Source organism: Pantoea sp. MBD-2R (genome assembly GCF_039134845.1).
Taxonomy (GTDB): domain Bacteria; phylum Pseudomonadota; class Gammaproteobacteria; order Enterobacterales; family Enterobacteriaceae; genus Erwinia.
Map to the genome: position 1 here is coordinate 463,936 of NZ_CP152417.1, position 16,285 is coordinate 480,220.

At 51.9% G+C, this 16,285-nt stretch carries 18 protein-coding genes and 1 tRNA gene; 8 read left to right on the top strand and 11 right to left on the bottom strand.

Translation table 11 applies throughout. From position 1 onward, the window contains the following. Positions 1-100: 100 nt before the first annotated feature. Positions 101-691: a helix-turn-helix domain-containing protein gene (locus AAGQ96_RS01910; RefSeq protein WP_147194252.1), complete on the top strand. Its 591-nt coding sequence runs from the start codon at positions 101-103 to the stop codon at positions 689-691. Positions 692-866: 175 nt separating this feature from the next. Here the strand turns inward: AAGQ96_RS01910 and AAGQ96_RS01915 are convergent. The 5 genes from AAGQ96_RS01915 to aspA form a co-directional block, all read right to left on the bottom strand. Further along, positions 867-942 (bottom strand) — tRNA-Phe (locus AAGQ96_RS01915). 109 nt (positions 943-1,051) lie between these two features. After that, the gene (locus tag AAGQ96_RS01920; RefSeq protein ID WP_342754691.1) at positions 1,052-1,630 is read right to left on the bottom strand and encodes a transcriptional regulator; all 579 of its coding nucleotides are present in this window, start codon (positions 1,628-1,630) and stop codon (positions 1,052-1,054) included. 61 nt (positions 1,631-1,691) lie between these two features. Then, positions 1,692-3,449 carry a protein-disulfide reductase DsbD gene (locus AAGQ96_RS01925; protein ID WP_342754692.1) on the bottom strand — a complete coding sequence of 586 codons (1,758 nt, stop codon included), beginning with the start codon at positions 3,447-3,449 and terminating at the stop codon, positions 1,692-1,694. Positions 3,450-3,634: 185 nt separating this feature from the next. Continuing rightward, on the bottom strand, positions 3,635-4,936 hold the full coding sequence (locus AAGQ96_RS01930) for an anaerobic C4-dicarboxylate transporter (RefSeq protein ID WP_147194417.1): 1,302 nt from the start codon (positions 4,934-4,936) through the stop codon (positions 3,635-3,637). A 114-nt stretch (positions 4,937-5,050) separates the two neighbouring features. Then, complete coding sequence (aspA, locus tag AAGQ96_RS01935; RefSeq protein ID WP_342754694.1) at positions 5,051-6,484, bottom strand: aspartate ammonia-lyase; 1,434 nt, start codon at positions 6,482-6,484, stop codon at positions 5,051-5,053. A 337-nt stretch (positions 6,485-6,821) separates the two neighbouring features. Between aspA and AAGQ96_RS01940 the strand changes: the two genes are divergently transcribed. From AAGQ96_RS01940 to AAGQ96_RS01955, 4 genes are all read left to right on the top strand, one after another. After that, positions 6,822-7,283: an FxsA family protein gene (locus AAGQ96_RS01940; protein WP_174822348.1), complete on the top strand. Its 462-nt coding sequence runs from the start codon at positions 6,822-6,824 to the stop codon at positions 7,281-7,283. 231 nt (positions 7,284-7,514) lie between these two features. Further along, positions 7,515-7,808 carry a co-chaperone GroES gene (locus AAGQ96_RS01945; protein WP_147194426.1) on the top strand — a complete coding sequence of 98 codons (294 nt, stop codon included), beginning with the start codon at positions 7,515-7,517 and terminating at the stop codon, positions 7,806-7,808. A gap of 45 nt (positions 7,809-7,853) precedes the next feature. After that, positions 7,854-9,500, top strand: a complete 1,647-nt coding sequence (groL, locus tag AAGQ96_RS01950) for a chaperonin GroEL (protein WP_147194429.1) — start codon at positions 7,854-7,856, stop codon at positions 9,498-9,500. Between the two features lie 195 nt (positions 9,501-9,695). Further along, positions 9,696-10,052, top strand: a complete 357-nt coding sequence (locus AAGQ96_RS01955) for a DUF4156 domain-containing protein (protein ID WP_147194432.1) — start codon at positions 9,696-9,698, stop codon at positions 10,050-10,052. A 175-nt stretch (positions 10,053-10,227) separates the two neighbouring features. On the opposite strand, the gene epmB is transcribed toward AAGQ96_RS01955, so the two are convergent. Continuing rightward, complete coding sequence (gene epmB, locus AAGQ96_RS01960) at positions 10,228-11,256, bottom strand: EF-P beta-lysylation protein EpmB (protein ID WP_342754695.1); 1,029 nt, start codon at positions 11,254-11,256, stop codon at positions 10,228-10,230. A 41-nt stretch (positions 11,257-11,297) separates the two neighbouring features. Between epmB and efp the strand changes: the two genes are divergently transcribed. From efp to AAGQ96_RS01975, 3 genes are all read left to right on the top strand, one after another. Beyond that, positions 11,298-11,864 (top strand): elongation factor P, encoded by a 567-nt coding sequence (efp, locus tag AAGQ96_RS01965; RefSeq protein ID WP_024965921.1) that lies wholly within the window; start codon positions 11,298-11,300, stop codon positions 11,862-11,864. A 50-nt stretch (positions 11,865-11,914) separates the two neighbouring features. Then, positions 11,915-12,046 carry an entericidin A/B family lipoprotein gene (locus AAGQ96_RS01970; RefSeq protein WP_147194438.1) on the top strand — a complete coding sequence of 44 codons (132 nt, stop codon included), beginning with the start codon at positions 11,915-11,917 and terminating at the stop codon, positions 12,044-12,046. A gap of 105 nt (positions 12,047-12,151) precedes the next feature. After that, positions 12,152-12,286 (top strand): entericidin A/B family lipoprotein, encoded by a 135-nt coding sequence (locus tag AAGQ96_RS01975; RefSeq protein ID WP_147194441.1) that lies wholly within the window; start codon positions 12,152-12,154, stop codon positions 12,284-12,286. Between the two features lie 32 nt (positions 12,287-12,318). Here AAGQ96_RS01975 and AAGQ96_RS01980 read toward each other — a convergent pair whose 3' ends face one another. The 5 genes from AAGQ96_RS01980 to frdA form a co-directional block, all read right to left on the bottom strand. Continuing rightward, entirely contained in the window at positions 12,319-12,843 is a 525-nt protein-coding gene (locus tag AAGQ96_RS01980; RefSeq protein ID WP_147194444.1) for a lipocalin family protein, read from the bottom strand. A gap of 83 nt (positions 12,844-12,926) precedes the next feature. Further along, entirely contained in the window at positions 12,927-13,283 is a 357-nt protein-coding gene (gene frdD / locus AAGQ96_RS01985; protein ID WP_147194447.1) for a fumarate reductase subunit FrdD, read from the bottom strand. A gap of 2 nt (positions 13,284-13,285) precedes the next feature. Then, on the bottom strand, positions 13,286-13,687 hold the full coding sequence (gene frdC / locus AAGQ96_RS01990) for a fumarate reductase subunit FrdC (RefSeq protein WP_342754696.1): 402 nt from the start codon (positions 13,685-13,687) through the stop codon (positions 13,286-13,288). A gap of 11 nt (positions 13,688-13,698) precedes the next feature. Further along, the gene (locus AAGQ96_RS01995) at positions 13,699-14,433 is read right to left on the bottom strand and encodes a succinate dehydrogenase/fumarate reductase iron-sulfur subunit (RefSeq protein WP_147194453.1); all 735 of its coding nucleotides are present in this window, start codon (positions 14,431-14,433) and stop codon (positions 13,699-13,701) included. Then, the gene (frdA, locus tag AAGQ96_RS02000) at positions 14,426-16,210 is read right to left on the bottom strand and encodes a fumarate reductase (quinol) flavoprotein subunit (protein WP_342754697.1); all 1,785 of its coding nucleotides are present in this window, start codon (positions 16,208-16,210) and stop codon (positions 14,426-14,428) included. The genes AAGQ96_RS01995 and frdA overlap by 8 nt, the downstream gene beginning before the upstream one ends. Positions 16,211-16,285 lie beyond the last annotated feature (75 nt).

The following is a 16,285-nucleotide window of genomic DNA, read 5'->3' on the forward strand; positions in this document are numbered from 1 at the left end:
AATTGAGAAGAGTGCGATCGGTAAGATTTTCCATTGCCACGTATGATTATAAAAAATTAAATTTTTATTCGTAATTACACAGATAACATCTGGATTATATATGTTTGATTCCTATGAAAGTAATAAGAAACTCATTGAGTTACTGATGCCCATTGCCGTTAACTCAGAGCCTGATGAAATCTCCAGAGGAAAGCGGAGATATACTTTTTCAAAAAAAGGACAGCGTGTCGTATACCTTCTTACTGACGGAGATTTTTTTATAAAAGTGAGAGAGGGGAATAAGATAATGAGCATTGTGTCTGCTCCTCTTGTGACGGGATTCACACCTTACAGGGAAGATATGCCCTTATATCTTGAACGGGTGGACTATGGAAAAATAAAGCACGTCAGCTACGATGTGTTTTGGCAGTGCGTGAAAGAGCATGGCATGTTAGATGATGCGATGGCTATCCTGGCATTAGAGTATACGAATTTAATGCAGCATATTTCACTCAACCGGGACACCTCAGCGAGTGAAGTTCGGGCGCTCATTGAACGCTGGCAGACAATACCAGAACATTTGAAGAGACGATTTTCTGTGATGTACCTTATTGAAAACAGTTCTTATTTATCTAAAAGTTCGATCAGTCGGGTATTGAAAGATATGAGGGAGGAGGGAACGCTTGCTCTGGACCGAGGGAAATTTGGCTAATCTTCTTAAGATTTTGTGCAAATAAATTACTATAACAATAACAGTGAATATTGATAAAAAATTAATCCACATACTACCGATGCAGCTAAAAATTTGTTGAGACAGACTTTTTTGGAAGCCCATTTCTTTTCGGGTAAAAAGCAAAAACCCGCCGTAAGGCGGGTTCTTTAAATGATGGTGCCCGGACTCGGAATCGAACCAAGGACACGGGGATTTTCAATCCCCTGCTCTACCGACTGAGCTATCCGGGCAACGGGGCGCATTAAACCGTAAAGCCCGTCTTACGTCAATGGTTTTTCAAAAAAAACGACGAATTGCAGGTTAACTGGCTGCAATTCATCCATCCAGCACGAAAGACGTTCAGGCCAGCGCGCCATTTTTACGACACAGAGCAATACTCAGCACATCTTCAGCAAGAGAGCGGGCAACCACCACTTCCTGAACGTTGCGTTTTACCAACAGTCGACTGAGGCAACCTTCCAGTATCAGCTCCATCTGATGCGCCACAAGCGTAGGATTATCCAGCTCAAGCTGAGACAGCAAGTCATGGCTATATTGCCAGGATGCTCGTTTCTGCTGATCGGCGACCTGATGGACAGGATGGTCTGGCTGTGGGTAAAAGCTACAGGCGGCAACAAACAAACAACCCGGATAGCGGTTATTGTTTACGGCGTCTTCCAGAACCTGATAGCGCGCCAGCAGTTTCTGTTCCCTGTTTAGCGAGTCATCCAGCAGCAGTTTGCGCCGCCAGATGTCAATCTGCTGACTGTGATAGCGTAAGGCGTCATACAGTAGCGCCTCACGATCGGGCCAGTAGCGATGTAAATCCTGCTCCTGGCAGGCCGCAGCGTCCGCCATCATAGCGAAAGATGTTGAAGCGGCCAGCCCGTTTTGCTCGAGTACATTTAGCGCATGCTCGAGTACCTGTTCACGTTGCAAGTGACTCTCCTCTTGTATGCATTCTCAGGGCCGGAGCCGTGAGTTCCTTATCCAGTGTCGTTTACCGTGCCAGTTTCTGCAAATGCTGCATAAAAGTGGTGGCGTCCATAAAACCCGTGACGCGCGACTGAGGAATTTCATTTCCCTTAGCGTCAAAAAACAGAATGGTGGGCAATCCTAAAACGTTCAGCTGCTGTAATAGCTGGCTGTCATCACTATTATTCGCCGTTACGTCTGCCTGCAGCAATTGGGTTTTTCCTAATGCATGCTGGACTTCCGGCTGACTGAATGTGTACTTTTCAAACTCTTTACAGGCTACACACCAGTCGGCATACAGATCCAGCATGGTGATTCGTCCGTTACTTTGTTGCAGCACCTGGTCAAGCTGCGCCACATTATGGATACGCTTAAAGTCCAGGTGAACGGCGTCGGTTTGCCCAACAGGCGTAGCAAAGGCCCAATCCTGAAGCGGGCGAGCAGCGATGAGTGCAGCCATCAGCATCAGAATTTTTCCGCAACGCAGCCATCCGTTATTCGGTTTAACGCTGATAAATGCCCAGCCGAAAAATGCCACGGCCAGTACGCTCCAAAGACGCACGCCCCATGTTTCGCCCGTGACTCTTTCCAGCAAAAAAACCGGTAGTGCAAGGATCACAAAACCAAACCCTTCTTTTACCGTTTGCATCCAGGCACCGCTTTTCGGCAGCAGACGATTGCCAAACAGCGTTACGGCAATCAGCGGCAGTCCCATGCCTAACGCATAGAGATATAAGGTCCCCGCACCCGCCAGCATATTTCCGCTTTGCGCAATATAGAGCAGGATAGCGCTGAGCGGTGCCGTGGTGCAGGGTGAGCAAATCAGCCCCGCCAGCGCGCCCATTAAGAATACGCCAGGCAGCGAGCCGCCTTGCTGACGATTACTTAACAACGTCAGACGGGTTTGCAGTGAGGAAGGCAGCTGTAACGTGAAGAGACCAAACATTGACAGCGCCAGTAAGATAAATAACGTGGACAGTCCAATCAGCACGGCTGGAGACTGAAGGGCAGCCTGGAAGCGTAAACCGGCTGCCGCGACGACAATGCCCATCACCGTATAGGTCAGCGCCATTCCCTGTACGTAAATCATCGCCAGCGCAAACAGGCGGCGTAGCGAATAGCGTCGATTGCTACCCAGAATGATGCCGGATATCAGCGGATACATCGGTAACACGCAAGGCGTGAACGCGACGCCAATGCCGATTAAGAGCGCCCAGAGCGGCGAAAAAGGCAACTCTTCAGGCTGCTTTTTCTGCGCTGCATTCGCCGGTTTAGTGCGGCTGTCACCCGACGTCGATGCTGACTTTCCAGCCTTCATCTCCTGAGCATCTGTTGTAATACTGGATGCGTTAATCGGATCTAAGGGGACCGTGCGGGTTTCCGGTGGATAGCAAAAGCCTGCGGCGGCACAGCCCTGATAAGTAACGCTTACCGTGGCACCTTTTTCAGCCTGTAATAGCGTTAAAGGGATCGTCAAACTTTCTGGGTAAATTTCAGTTTTCCCGTAAAACTCATCTTCATGAGGTTTACCCGCAGGCAGCGTCCAGTCCGCCAGTGTGGCACCCTGGCTCTTAATATGGATTTGCTGGCGATAGAGGTAATAGCCAGGCTTAACCTGCCAGCTGAGCGTCAGGTTCCCGGCGCGTTGGCTGAAGTCAAAGCTGAAGGCCTGATTAACCGTGCCGAAATGCGTGCCGTTGCCTGGCCCGAACAAAGAGGCGTGGGCACCTGAGGACAGGATCATAAATAGCAGCAAAAAACAGTGCGTGAGGCGTTTAACCATGGCGGAACTCACTTTCTCCATCTGGGAATACATCCGAGAGCGCTAACTTACAGCACGCTCATGGTGAGCGGTACTGGCGATCTTTCGCGGGGCGCAGACTATATCATGACCTGATGGGTGGTGCTTTTACAGGATGTAAACGGTGTACCGGGCTGAGCGCATTAACACGCAGCCCGGTAAGCAGCCTAGAGAAGTAAATGGCCGAAGATAAAGCCGAATGCGACAGATAGCACAATTGCCAGCGTGCCGGGAACAATAAATGAATGATTAAATACGAACTTACCGATGCGTGTTGAACCCGTATCGTCCATTTCAACGGCTGCCAGCAAAGTGGGGTAGGTCGGCAGAACAAATAAAGCAGAAACGGCAGCAAATGAGGCCACAGCGGTCACGGGTGAAACGCCAAGCAGCAGCGCAGCAGGCATTAATGCTTTAGCCGTCGCGGCCTGTGAATAAAGTAATGTGGACGCGAAAAACAAAATCACGGCCAGCATCCAGGGATAGTCTTGCAGCAACTGACCGGCAAACTGCTGGATTTCACCGATGTGCGCTTTAACAAAGGTATCGCCAAGCCAGGCAACGCCCATGACGCAGATACAGGCACTCATCCCCGATTTGAACGTGCTGGCAGAGAGAATGCTGCTGGTATCGACTTTGCAGCTCAGGCATATCAGCGCGGCAATGGTCAGCATAAACACGACGATCGCTTCGTTGCGAGGTAAGACAGGATTAGCGATCAGCCCAACGGTTTCACTGATAGCGGTGGCATACAGCATTACGGCAAGGATACCGAACAGAAAAAGCAGTACTGAGCGCTTTGCGCCAGGTTTTTCTTCAAATACCGTCTCACCTCGCAGCACAACCTCACCTTTAGCCAGACGTTGTTGATAAACATCATCCTCTTTTAGCTCTTTACCAAGAAAGTTAGTCACCAGCGCCGTAAGGAAAATAGCGATCATCGTCGATGGGATAGCGACAGAAAGCAGTCCCAGATAGCTGATGCCTTTCGGCTCCAGGATACTGGAAAAGAACACCACGGCCGCAGAAAGAGGCGAGGCCGTTATGGCCACCTGTGAGGCTATGACCGCAATGGAAAGCGGACGGGAAGGGCGCACCCCCTGTTCTTTAGCAACTTCGGCGATCACCGGCAAAGTAGAAAAAGCGGTATGGCCAGTGCCTGCCAGCAAGGACATAAAATAAGTGACCAGAGGGGCCAAAAAAGTAATGTAGCGTGGATGCTTACGCAGGAGCCGCTCAGCAAGGCTAACGAGGTAATCCATACCGCCGGCAACCTGCATAGCGGCAATAGCGGCGATCACCGCCATGATAATTTCTATCACGTCGAAAGGAATGGCGCCGGGCTTAATCTGGAATCCCAGCGTAAGGATCAGTACTCCAACCCCGCCGGCAAGGCCGATACCTGGCCCACCGAGGCGTGCGCCTAAATATATCGCCGCCAGCACGATAATCAGCTCTGGCAAAATCATACGTTGCTCCATTGGTAGTAGTGTTAGTAACGGGTTGAAAATATGTAAACACAGGCAAAAAAAAGGGCACGTTGTTCGCTGAACTAACGTGCCCTTATGGCTTACCGGTGCATATTACTCATTGTCATCGGTATAGCGTTTGGCTTTATAAACCGGATACATCAGGTTCTGGGTTGAGAAAATATCGTCCAGTTCCGCTTCGGTCAGCAGCCCACGTTCCAGCACCACTTCCCGAACGCTTTTACCCGTTTCAGCACAAATTTTACCGACGATATCGCCGTTATGGTGCCCAATATAAGGGTTCAGGTAAGTGACGATACCAATAGAGTTAAACACGTAAGCTTCACAGACGGCTTTGTTTGCCGTAATCCCGTTGACGCATTTTCCCAGCAGGTTAGAGCAGGCGTTAGTCAGGATATGAACCGACTCGAACAGTGCCTGGCCAATCACAGGTTCCATAACGTTCAGCTGCAGCTGGCCAGCTTCAGAGGCCATAGTCACCGTAACGTCATTGCCGATGACCTTAAAGCAGACCTGATTCACAACTTCAGGCACGACCGGGTTGACCTTGGCAGGCATAATTGAGGAACCGGCCTGAAGTTCCGGCAGGTTAATTTCATTTAAACCCGCTCGCGGACCTGAAGAGAGCAGGCGCAAATCGTTACAGATTTTCGACAGCTTAACAGCCAGGCGCTTAAGCGCGCTGTGCACCATCACATAGGCACCGCAGTCTGACGTCGCTTCAATAAGATCTTCCGCCGGTACGCAAGGCAGGTTGCTGACTTCCGCCAGCTTTTTCACGGCCAGATGCTGATAACCTTCTGGCGTATTCAGGCGCGTACCGATAGCCGTTGCGCCAAGATTCACCTCCAGCAGCAGCTCACCGGTACGCAGAAGGTTTTTAATCTCTTCATTAAGCAGCACGTTAAAGGCATGGAATTCCTGCCCCAGCGTCATAGGCACGGCATCTTGTAACTGCGTACGGCCCATCTTCAGCACGGAAGAGAACTCGGCCGCTTTCCGCTCAAAGCCTTCACTCAGCTGTCCGATGGCATCCAACAGCTTCAAAATCGAGGTGTAAACGGCAATACGAAAACCCGTAGGGTAGGCATCGTTAGTGGACTGACATTTATTAACGTGATCGTTAGGATTAAGGAACTGATAATCCCCTTTCTGATGACCCATCAGCTCCAGACCGATATTGGCCAGAACTTCATTGGTATTCATGTTCACCGACGTGCCTGCACCACCCTGATAGACATCTACCGGAAACTGGTCCATGCATTTGCCGTTGTTCAGCACTTCGTCGCAGGCCTGAATAATCACATTAGCAATGTTGCGTGGAATGGTTTGCAGCTCTTTATTCGCCATTGCCGCTGCTTTTTTTACCATCACCATGCCGCGAACAAACTCTGGAATGTCGCTGATCTTGCTGTTACTGATATAAAAATTTTCAATCGCACGTAGAGTATGAACACCATAATAAGCATCGGCCGGGACTTCGCGCATGCCTAACAGGTCTTCTTCGATACGAATGTTATTTGCCATGAGAACCTTCTTGTAAGTGCTGCAGGATTATCATTATCAAAGGGGAAATTGGTCGTATAGAGCCCGGACAATATGGTAGCGGTTTGCGTGTGGCTGAGCACGATTATATTCAGCTTATCGACCAACTCCTGGAGGCGGATCGCGAAAAATTACGGTTTCTTTATCATGGCGTTAACTGTAGCGTATCCTGCCTGGCCCTGCGGGTTTACACGAATTTACTAAGCCAGCGTTGAAAAGCCCTGACGCGGCGCCCATTTCAAGCAGATACGATCGTTTTTTGATCCCTTTTACGCCTTCACGCTTGCGGCGGGATGGCCCGGACAGACAGGAGAGTGCGGTGCGTTGGTTACCGTTTTTAGTACTATTTATTCTTGCATGGATTGAGATTAGCCTCTTTATTCAGGTTGCCCACGTGCTCGGTGTGTTGCTGACGCTGCTGCTGGTGGTGTTCACTTCCTGCATTGGCATCTCGCTGGTGAAAAACCAGGGAATGAAAAATTTCATGTCCATCCAGCAGAAAATGGCGGCGGGAGAAAGCCCGGCCGCTGAGATGATGAAAAGCGTCTCGCTGATCCCGGCAGGCTTTTTGCTGCTGTTGCCTGGCTTTTTCACCGATTTTCTTGGACTGCTGCTACTTTTACCGCCTGTGCAAAAGTACCTGATGCTCAAGCTGATGCCGCATATCCGCGTGTGGCGTGGCCCGGGTGCAGGCCCGGATAGCGGCGTTACCGTTGATGGTGAATATGAACGCAAAGGCTCAAAGCTCATCGAGCACGACGATCGCCCCGACGATCGCTGATTTTTGCATATAACTGAATAGTGAAGATAAAGGCGCTCAGAGCGCCTTTTTACTTTTTTAGTTATAACGGTGGCGCTTATTTGTCTGTTTTTTACGCAGAAGAGAATTTTTTATTTTTTCCCCCTTGAAAGCTCTACTGGCTGTCCCTATCTCTTCCGTCACGAGCCCGGCGCCTGACGCCCGGCGTTCATCCCAAAAAGACTGATTGGACTTCTCAAAGGAGAGCTATCAATGAAAATTCGTCCATTGCACGACCGTGTTATCGTCAAGCGTAAAGAAGTGGAATCTAAATCAGCTGGTGGCATCGTTCTGACCGGCTCCGCAGCTGGGAAATCTACCCGCGGCGAAGTGCTGGCTGTTGGCAATGGCCGTATCCTGGAAAATGGCGAAGTGAAACCACTGGACGTTAAAGTGGGCGACCTGGTTATTTTCAGCGAAGGCTACGGTGCGAAAACTGAGAAAATCGACAACCAGGAAGTGCTGATCATTTCTGAAAGCGACATTCTGGCAATTGTTGAAGCGTAATTACGCGTAACTCACTGAACGAAACGAATTTAAGGGATATTGATAATGGCAGCTAAAGACGTAAAATTCGGTAATGACGCACGCGTAAAAATGCTGCGTGGCGTGAACGTACTGGCAGATGCAGTTAAAGTGACTCTGGGTCCAAAAGGCCGTAACGTAGTGCTGGATAAATCTTTCGGCGCACCGACCATCACTAAAGACGGCGTTTCCGTTGCACGTGAAATCGAGCTGGAAGACAAGTTCGAAAACATGGGCGCGCAGATGGTTAAAGAAGTTGCCTCTAAAGCGAACGACGCTGCGGGTGACGGTACGACTACTGCGACCGTACTGGCACAGTCCATCATCACCGAAGGCCTGAAAGCCGTCGCGGCGGGCATGAACCCGATGGATCTGAAGCGCGGTATCGACCAGGCGGTTATCGCTGCGGTTGAAGAACTGAAAAAACTCTCCGTTCCTTGCTCCGACTCTAAAGCTATCGCTCAGGTTGGTACCATCTCTGCTAACTCCGATGAAACCGTGGGCGAACTGATTGCTCAGGCAATGGAAAAAGTCGGCAAAGAAGGCGTAATCACCGTTGAAGAAGGCACCGGCCTGCAGGACGAGCTGGACGTGGTTGAAGGTATGCAGTTCGATCGCGGCTACCTGTCTCCTTACTTCATCAACAAGCCAGAAACGGGCGCAGTAGAGCTGGAATCACCATTCATCCTGCTGGCTGACAAAAAAATCTCCAACATCCGTGAAATGCTGCCAGTGCTGGAAGCCGTTGCGAAAGCAGGCAAACCACTGCTGATCATCGCTGAAGATGTTGAAGGCGAAGCGCTGGCGACCCTGGTGGTGAACACCATGCGCGGCATCGTTAAAGTGGCTGCGGTTAAAGCACCTGGCTTCGGCGACCGTCGTAAAGCTATGCTACAGGACATCGCGGTTCTGACCGGTGGTACCGTTATCTCTGAAGAGATCGGTATGGAGCTGGAAAAATCAACGCTGGAAGACCTGGGCCAGGCGAAACGCGTTGTGATCAACAAAGACACCACCACCATCATCGATGGCGTGGGTGAAGAAGCCACTATCTCTGGCCGTGTGACTCAGATCCGTCAGCAGATTGAAGAAGCAACGTCTGATTACGATCGTGAAAAACTGCAGGAGCGCGTCGCTAAACTGGCAGGCGGCGTAGCCGTACTGAAAGTGGGCGCAGCAACTGAAGTTGAGATGAAAGAGAAAAAAGCGCGCGTTGAAGATGCCCTGCACGCTACCCGTGCTGCGGTAGAAGAAGGCGTTGTTGCTGGTGGTGGCGTTGCGCTGGTGCGCGTTGCTGCGGTACTGGCTGGCCTGACTGGTCAGAACGAAGACCAGAACGTGGGCATCAAAGTTGCGCTGCGCGCGATGGAATCTCCACTGCGTCAGATCGTTTCTAACGCCGGTGAAGAGCCTTCTGTAGTGGCCAACATGGTGAAAGCTGGCGAAGGTAACTACGGTTACAACGCGCAGACCGAAGAGTACGGCAACATGATCGACTTCGGTATCCTGGACCCAACTAAAGTGACCCGTTCTGCTCTGCAGTACGCGGCATCCGTTGCTGGCCTGATGATCACCACCGAATGTATGGTGACTGACCTGCCGAAAGGCGACGCTCCAGACTTAGGCGCTGGCGGCGGCATGGGCGGCATGGGTGGTATGGGCGGCATGATGTAATCCCCCCACCGTTTGAAAGAAAACCCTCTGTCTCTGACAGGGGGTTTTTCTTTTTTGGGGGAAAATAGTATAAGTAAGGGCGCAAGAACTCACCGGGAAAACATTTTTTCGGCTGCCCGGCAGCAGATGTTGAGAGGTTTACCTGGACTTTCGGTACGATCAGGGATAGCTCTGATGACAATAATGGGGATTAAAATGCGGATTAACGTCTTGCTGGGACTTTCTGTAGCGGCAACGCTGCTGGTGGGCTGTAGCACCTCGACAACGCTCAGTTCGGCGGGTGAACGAGTGACTTTTACCGACCAACAACCCGCCAGCCAGTGCCAGCTGCTGGGGAACCTCACGGGTTCACAGAGTAACTGGTTCAGCGGAGCAGGCGGCGGCGAAAGCAGTTCGCTGCGTGGTGCAGCAAACGATCTGCGCAATCGCGCCGCAGAAATGGGCGGCAATGTTATTTATGGCGCAACCAGCCCGACCCAGAATATCTGGTCAAGTCTGGCACCGCTGGACAGCAAGATGAGCGGTCAGGTTTACAAGTGCCCGCAGGCATAAAAACGAAAAATGATAGTGTCCTGACCGCCGGCTGAAAGCATTGTTCATCAGCCAGCTCGCCCGGCATACAGCGGAGGATAATCCTCCCTGTATGCCTGCTTTTACCTCAGATGTTTTCTCACCCTGGTATCATCAGGATTACAGGGCCTGCGGGACCAGCCACGGCAAACGATCGCTATTCCTGACGCAGCTGCAAATCCAGCGGCGTTTTGCTTGGCTCGCCCCCAATTTCTCTTGCCAGCTTTGGCACCATATAGCCGGAAACCCGACGCAATAGCTCCCGAACTATCGCTCTGGCCTGCTCATCAGAGACATAGAAATGGGCTGCACCCTGAACCTTATCCAACACGTGCAGGTAGTAAGGCAGAATCCCCGCATCAAACAGCGCATTACTCAACGCAGCCAACGTCACCGCATTATCATTGATTCCGCGCAGCAAGACGCTCTGGTTTAACAACATGACGCCGGCGCGTTTTAGCTGCTGCATGGCCTCTCGCAGCTCGTCGCCAATTTCCTGAGCATGGTTGATGTGCGTGACTAGCAGCGTTTGCAGACGCGATTGCGCCAGACGCTGGCAGAGCGCGGAGGTGATCCTCGCAGGGATTACAACTGGCAAACGGCTGTGGATGCGCAGACGTTTCAGATGCGGGATCTGTTCCAGTTCGCTAATCAGCCAGTCCAGTTCGCTGTCTTTTGCCATCAATGGGTCGCCACCAGAGAAAATAATCTCATCCAGTTCTGGCTGCTGTCGGATATACTCCAGGGCCTGCTGCCAGTTGCGCTTGTTGCCCTGATTATCAGAGTAAGGAAAATGGCGGCGGAAACAGTAGCGGCAATTGACGGCGCAGCCACCTTTGACTAACAGCAGCGCGCGATTACGATATTTATGTAACAGACCCGGCACAACGCTGCTCTGCTCATCAAGCGGATCGGTACTGTAACCCGGTGCATCAACAAATTCCTGGCTTTGGGTGATGACCTGTAGCAGGAGCGGATCTTGCGGATCGCCTTTTTGCATTCTGGACGCAAAGGCTCTGGGCACGCGCAGGGCAAAAAGACGACGAGCTTCAGCGCCCGCCGCCAGCGCCGGGTGCGAATCGAGGCCTAAAAGTTGCAGTAATTCATTTGGATCGGTGATTACATCTGCAAGTTGATGCAACCATTCTTCTCGCGAAGGGTTATTTAGGGTTACAATGTGTGCCATTTTTTTGGCTAAGTACCAGTATTAAATTGTAGAGGGCCTTTATGGCGACTTATTCTAGCAACGATTTCCGTCCCGGTCTTAAAATCATGTTCGAAGGCGAACCTTACGCTATCGAATCCAGCGAGTTCGTTAAACCAGGTAAAGGCCAGGCTTTCGCACGCGTTAAAATGCGCCGTCTGCTGACCGGTACCCGTGTTGAGAAAACCTTCAAATCTACCGATTCTGCTGAAGGTGCTGACGTAGTAGATACTAACCTGAACTACCTGTACAACGACGGTGAGTTCTACCACTTCATGCATCCGGAAACTTTTGAACAGCACCCTGTTGAAGAGAAAACCGTGGGTGATGCAGCGAAATGGCTGCTGGATAATGCAGAGTGTATCGTGACGCTGTGGAACGGCAAACCGATTCAGGTGTTACCGCCAAACTTTGTTGAGCTGGAAATCGTTGATACCGATCCAGGCCTGAAAGGTGATACCGCAGGAACCGGCGGCAAGCCAGCAACGCTGTCTACCGGTGCCGTGGTTAAAGTTCCGTTGTTCGTACAGATCGGCGAAGTGATCAAAGTGGATACCCGTTCGGGTGAATACGTTTCTCGCGTAAAATAACCACTTATGGGCCTGGTTTCAGGCCCTGTTCCCTGATGGAGCCTGAGTAAATGATTAACTGGGTTAAGCTCATTGCTGTTGCCTTATTAATGACCAGCTCACTGAGCGCCTGCAATACGTTTCACGGTTTTGGTGAAGACGTCCAGCACCTGGGCGGCGCAATTTCACACGCAGCCAGCTAATTTTTCTTTCTTTACGATGTCCTGAGTAAGGTTGCAGAAGCATCCGGCTGAATTACGGCTATGCTTAAAACGCTGTACTTTACTTCTACTAAAAAGGACATGGTTATGTTAAAGAAAAGTATTGTCTCAATCCTTTCTGTTCTGGTGCTTTCATCCGTGCTTACCGCCTGTAACACCACGCGTGGCGTAGGTGAAGACGTGTCAGCCGGCGGCCAGGCAATTCAAAGAAGCGCTCAGTAAACGGTGTGCCGGTGCTCTGGCACCGGCCCTGATCACGTCTGTTTTACCCAAATCAGCTTAGTGACATCAAACCCCGCCTGACGGGCTTTCGCCGTCAATTCCTCTTTCACGCTGTTATCGATCTGCGGCGTCCGCGACAGGATCCACAGATAATCACGGTTCGGGCCACATATCAGCGCGTGCTGATAAGCGTTGTCTAACGCAATAACGTTATACCCACCGTAGAAAGGGCCGAAGAACGAGACTTTTAGTGCCGCCTGGCTTGGCGACCCCGTAAAGTACGCTTTACCGATACTTTCCTGCCAGCGCTGTTTCTTCACGTTGAAACCACGATTGACGACCTTAAGGCCACCGTCGTCACGTTTGCTATAGGTTGCTGTTACATGATCGAGGCCGCGTTCGAAGCGGTGATCCAGCCTGGCGATTTCGTACCAGCTGCCTAAATAAAGATCGGCGTTAAAGCCTTCGATGGGCGTGACGCCTTTCGGCGGCGTAGTGCTACAGGCGACGGAGAGAAGGGCGCCGGCACCTGCGGCCAGCATTTTCCAGAGAGACATAAGCGATTCCTTTTCATTTGAACAGCTTAAGTATAGGCGCGTTTTGCGCAGGCGGCATATTGCCGCCTGATAATAACCGACTGTCACAAGGTTAGAATGCCGATAGCCGTAACCACGGTCAGGATCGCGGCGAAGCCGTAAAAAACCCACTTACTGGCTGGAATATGCAGTTTCAAATCGTGCATGCCATGATGGAGCCGGTGAAGCGCGCACCAGATGGGCATCACAATCGCCAGAAACAAAAAGCCACGGCCAGTCAAAGACTGTGCAAGGCTTTGCAGATGCTCAAAACTAAAAGCGGATGATTTGCCCACGCTCAGCGGCAGTAAAATACCTGTAAGCAGCACAACAACCGGCGAGACGATTGCCGCCCACATGCCGCCCGCGCCAAAAAGCGACCAAAAAATCGGTTCGTCAGAGCGAGTATTTTTCGTTTGCATAGTTACCTCTGTAAAAGAAAAAACGCGGCCAGGAGTGCAAGGCTGACCAGAATCATGACAACCCATAACCCTTTGATCACCGGCGCGGGCGACAGCTTTTTATCCCCAATAACGATAACCGAGGCTTTGGGTGCCAGTTCAAACCAGGTTTTGCTGTGCAGCAGCGAGGCTGCCAGCGCCAGGACATTCAGTAACAGCACGACAGGATGCTGTAAAAAAGCGACGAAACTGGCCCAGCTTTCCGCGCCGTTTTTAAGCGCAAACAGGCCAAAGATTAATTCCAGGCTAAACCACAGTGCCGGGATGGCCGTCGCTTCACGCAGCATATAAAAGCGGTAGAAAGAGGATTTTTGCCACCAGTTAGCGGCAACCGGGGGATGATAAGCGTTACGTTTGGTGGTCATCGGATCGCTCCTTATTGCGGCCTGAGACTGGCAATCAAAAAGTCTTTCGCGCTTTCCACTTTGCTTTGCTGGATGGCGGCGGCGGGATCGACATGTTTCGGGCAAACCTCTGAGCAGAACCCAACAAAGGTGCAGGGCCAAACGCCGTTTTCACCGTTCAGCTGGGGCATGCGCTGTTTTTTCCCCCGGTCGCGGCTATCCAGGTTATAGCGGTGCGCCAGCGTGATGGCGGCGGGGCCAATAAATTCCGGGTTCAGCCCAAACTGCGGGCAGGCGGCGTAGCAAAGGCCACAGTTGATGCAGCCTGAAAACTGGTGATATTTCGCCATTTGCGCCGGGGTCTGCGCGTTGGGGCCGTCTTGTGGTGCGCGCGTGTTGCCGATAATCCAGGGCTTGATCGCTTCAAGGCTTTCAATAAAGCGGGTCATATCGACAATCAGATCCCGTTCAACGGGAAAATTAGCCAGCGGCTCGACGCGCATCCCTTTTGGATAGTTACGCAGGAAGGTTTTGCAGGCCAGTTTGGGAATATTATCGACCATCATTCCACAAGAGCCACAGATGGCCATACGGCAGGACCAGCGGAACGACAGGTCGTAAGCGAGATTATCTTTGATATAGCCCAGGGCATCTAACAGCGAAGTTTGTTCATCCCACGGCACCTCAAAAAATTCGCTACGGGGTAGCCTGTCCGTTTCCGGATTATAACGTTGGATCTCAATTTTGCAGCGGGGTAGTTCACTCATGTGGGATTGCCTCCTTCGTCTCGCCTTCAGCGCCATAAACCCGTTTTGCCGGCGGCAGACGGGTAATGTTCACCTCACCCCAGCCGATTTCCGGTGCACCCTGCTCGCGATAGTAGCTGAGTGAGTGCTTAAGGAAGTGCGCGTCGTCTCTTGAGGTACAACCTTCGTCCAGACGCTGGTGAGCGCCGCGCGATTCTTTTCGCTGGAAGGCCGCGTGCGCCATGCATTCTGCCACGTTCAGGCCGTGCGCCAGCTCAATGCTGTAAAGCAGTTGGGTATTGAAAACGCTGGAGGTATCGCTGATGCGCACGCGTTTAAAGCGCTCTTTCAGCTCTGCCAGTTTATCCATGGTGGTTTGCATCAGTTCCGGTGTGCGATAGATGCCGCAGCCTTCTTCCATAGTCATGCCCATTTCATCGCGCAGCGTTGACCAGCTTTCTTCTCCCTGCTGATTAACCAGCGCTTTCAGCCGTTGTTCACAATCACGCGCCTGAGCATCCAATAGCGAAGCGGGTTTTTTACGGTTTTCCAGCGCGCGCGCGGCCGCGTTTTCGCCTGCGAGCCGGCCAAAAACTACCAGTTCTGCCAGCGAATTAGATCCGAGGCGGTTAGCGCCGTGCAGGCCGACCGATGAGCATTCCCCCACGGCAAACAGCCCACGGATACGCGTTTCACACTCTGCGTTAGTCTCGATACCGCCCATGGTGTAATGCGCCGTAGGACGAATGGGGATGGGCGTGGTGACAGGATCGACGCCGACGTAAGCCTTACTTAATTCACAGATAAACGGCAGCCGCTCCAGCAGCTTTTTCTCACCCAGATGCCGTAGGTCCAGATGCACAACTTCGCCACGCGGTGTATGAATGGTGCGGCCTTTTTGTGACTCATGCCAGAATGCTTGTGAAACCTTATCGCGCGGCCCCAGCTCCATATATTTATTTTTCGGCTGGCCGAGTGGCGTTTCCGGCCCCATACCGTAGTCCTGCAAATATCGGTAGCCATCTTTATTCACCATAATGCCGCCTTCGCCCCGACAGCCTTCCGTCATCAAAATGCCGGAACCTGGCAGGCCGGTAGGGTGATACTGGACGAACTCCATATCCCGCAGCGGAACGCCATGGCGCAGCACCATTCCCATACCATCTCCGGTAACAATCCCGCCGTTGGTGTTATAACGATAAACCCGACCCGCGCCTCCGGTTGCCAGCACGACTGCACTGGCCTGTATCTGAATAAGCGTGCCTTCCATCATATTCATCGCAATCAGGCCGCGCGCTTCGCCGTCATCGACCAGCAGATCAAGCACAAAATGCTCATCGAAACGGGTTATCTGCGGATATTTCAGCGACGTCTGGAACAGCGTATGCAGCATATGAAAGCCGGTTTTATCCGCAGCGAACCAGGTACGTTCGATCTTCATGCCACCAAAACGACGTACGTTGACGGATCCGTCCTGACGCCGACTCCAGGGACAGCCCCAGATTTCAAGCTGCGCCATCTCCTGCGGGCAATGCTGAACGAAGTAATCTACCACATCCTGCTCACACAGCCAGTCACCGCCGGAAACGGTGTCATGAAAGTGGAGGTCGAAGCTGTCATGGGCCTGGCTCACGGCGGCCGACCCGCCTTCAGCCGCCACGGTGTGGCTGCGCATGGGATAAACTTTGGAAACAAGGGCGATAGAAAGGGCGGGGTTGGCTTCAGCAGCGGCGATGGCGGCACGTATTCCTGCGCCGCCTGCGCCGACTATCACCAGATCGGCAGTAAAGGTTTGCACGGTGTTCTCCCTGTCAGGCTGGATGAGGGGATTCCTCAGTTTTCAGGAGCCTCAGTATAAAACCGGCTATCGGGG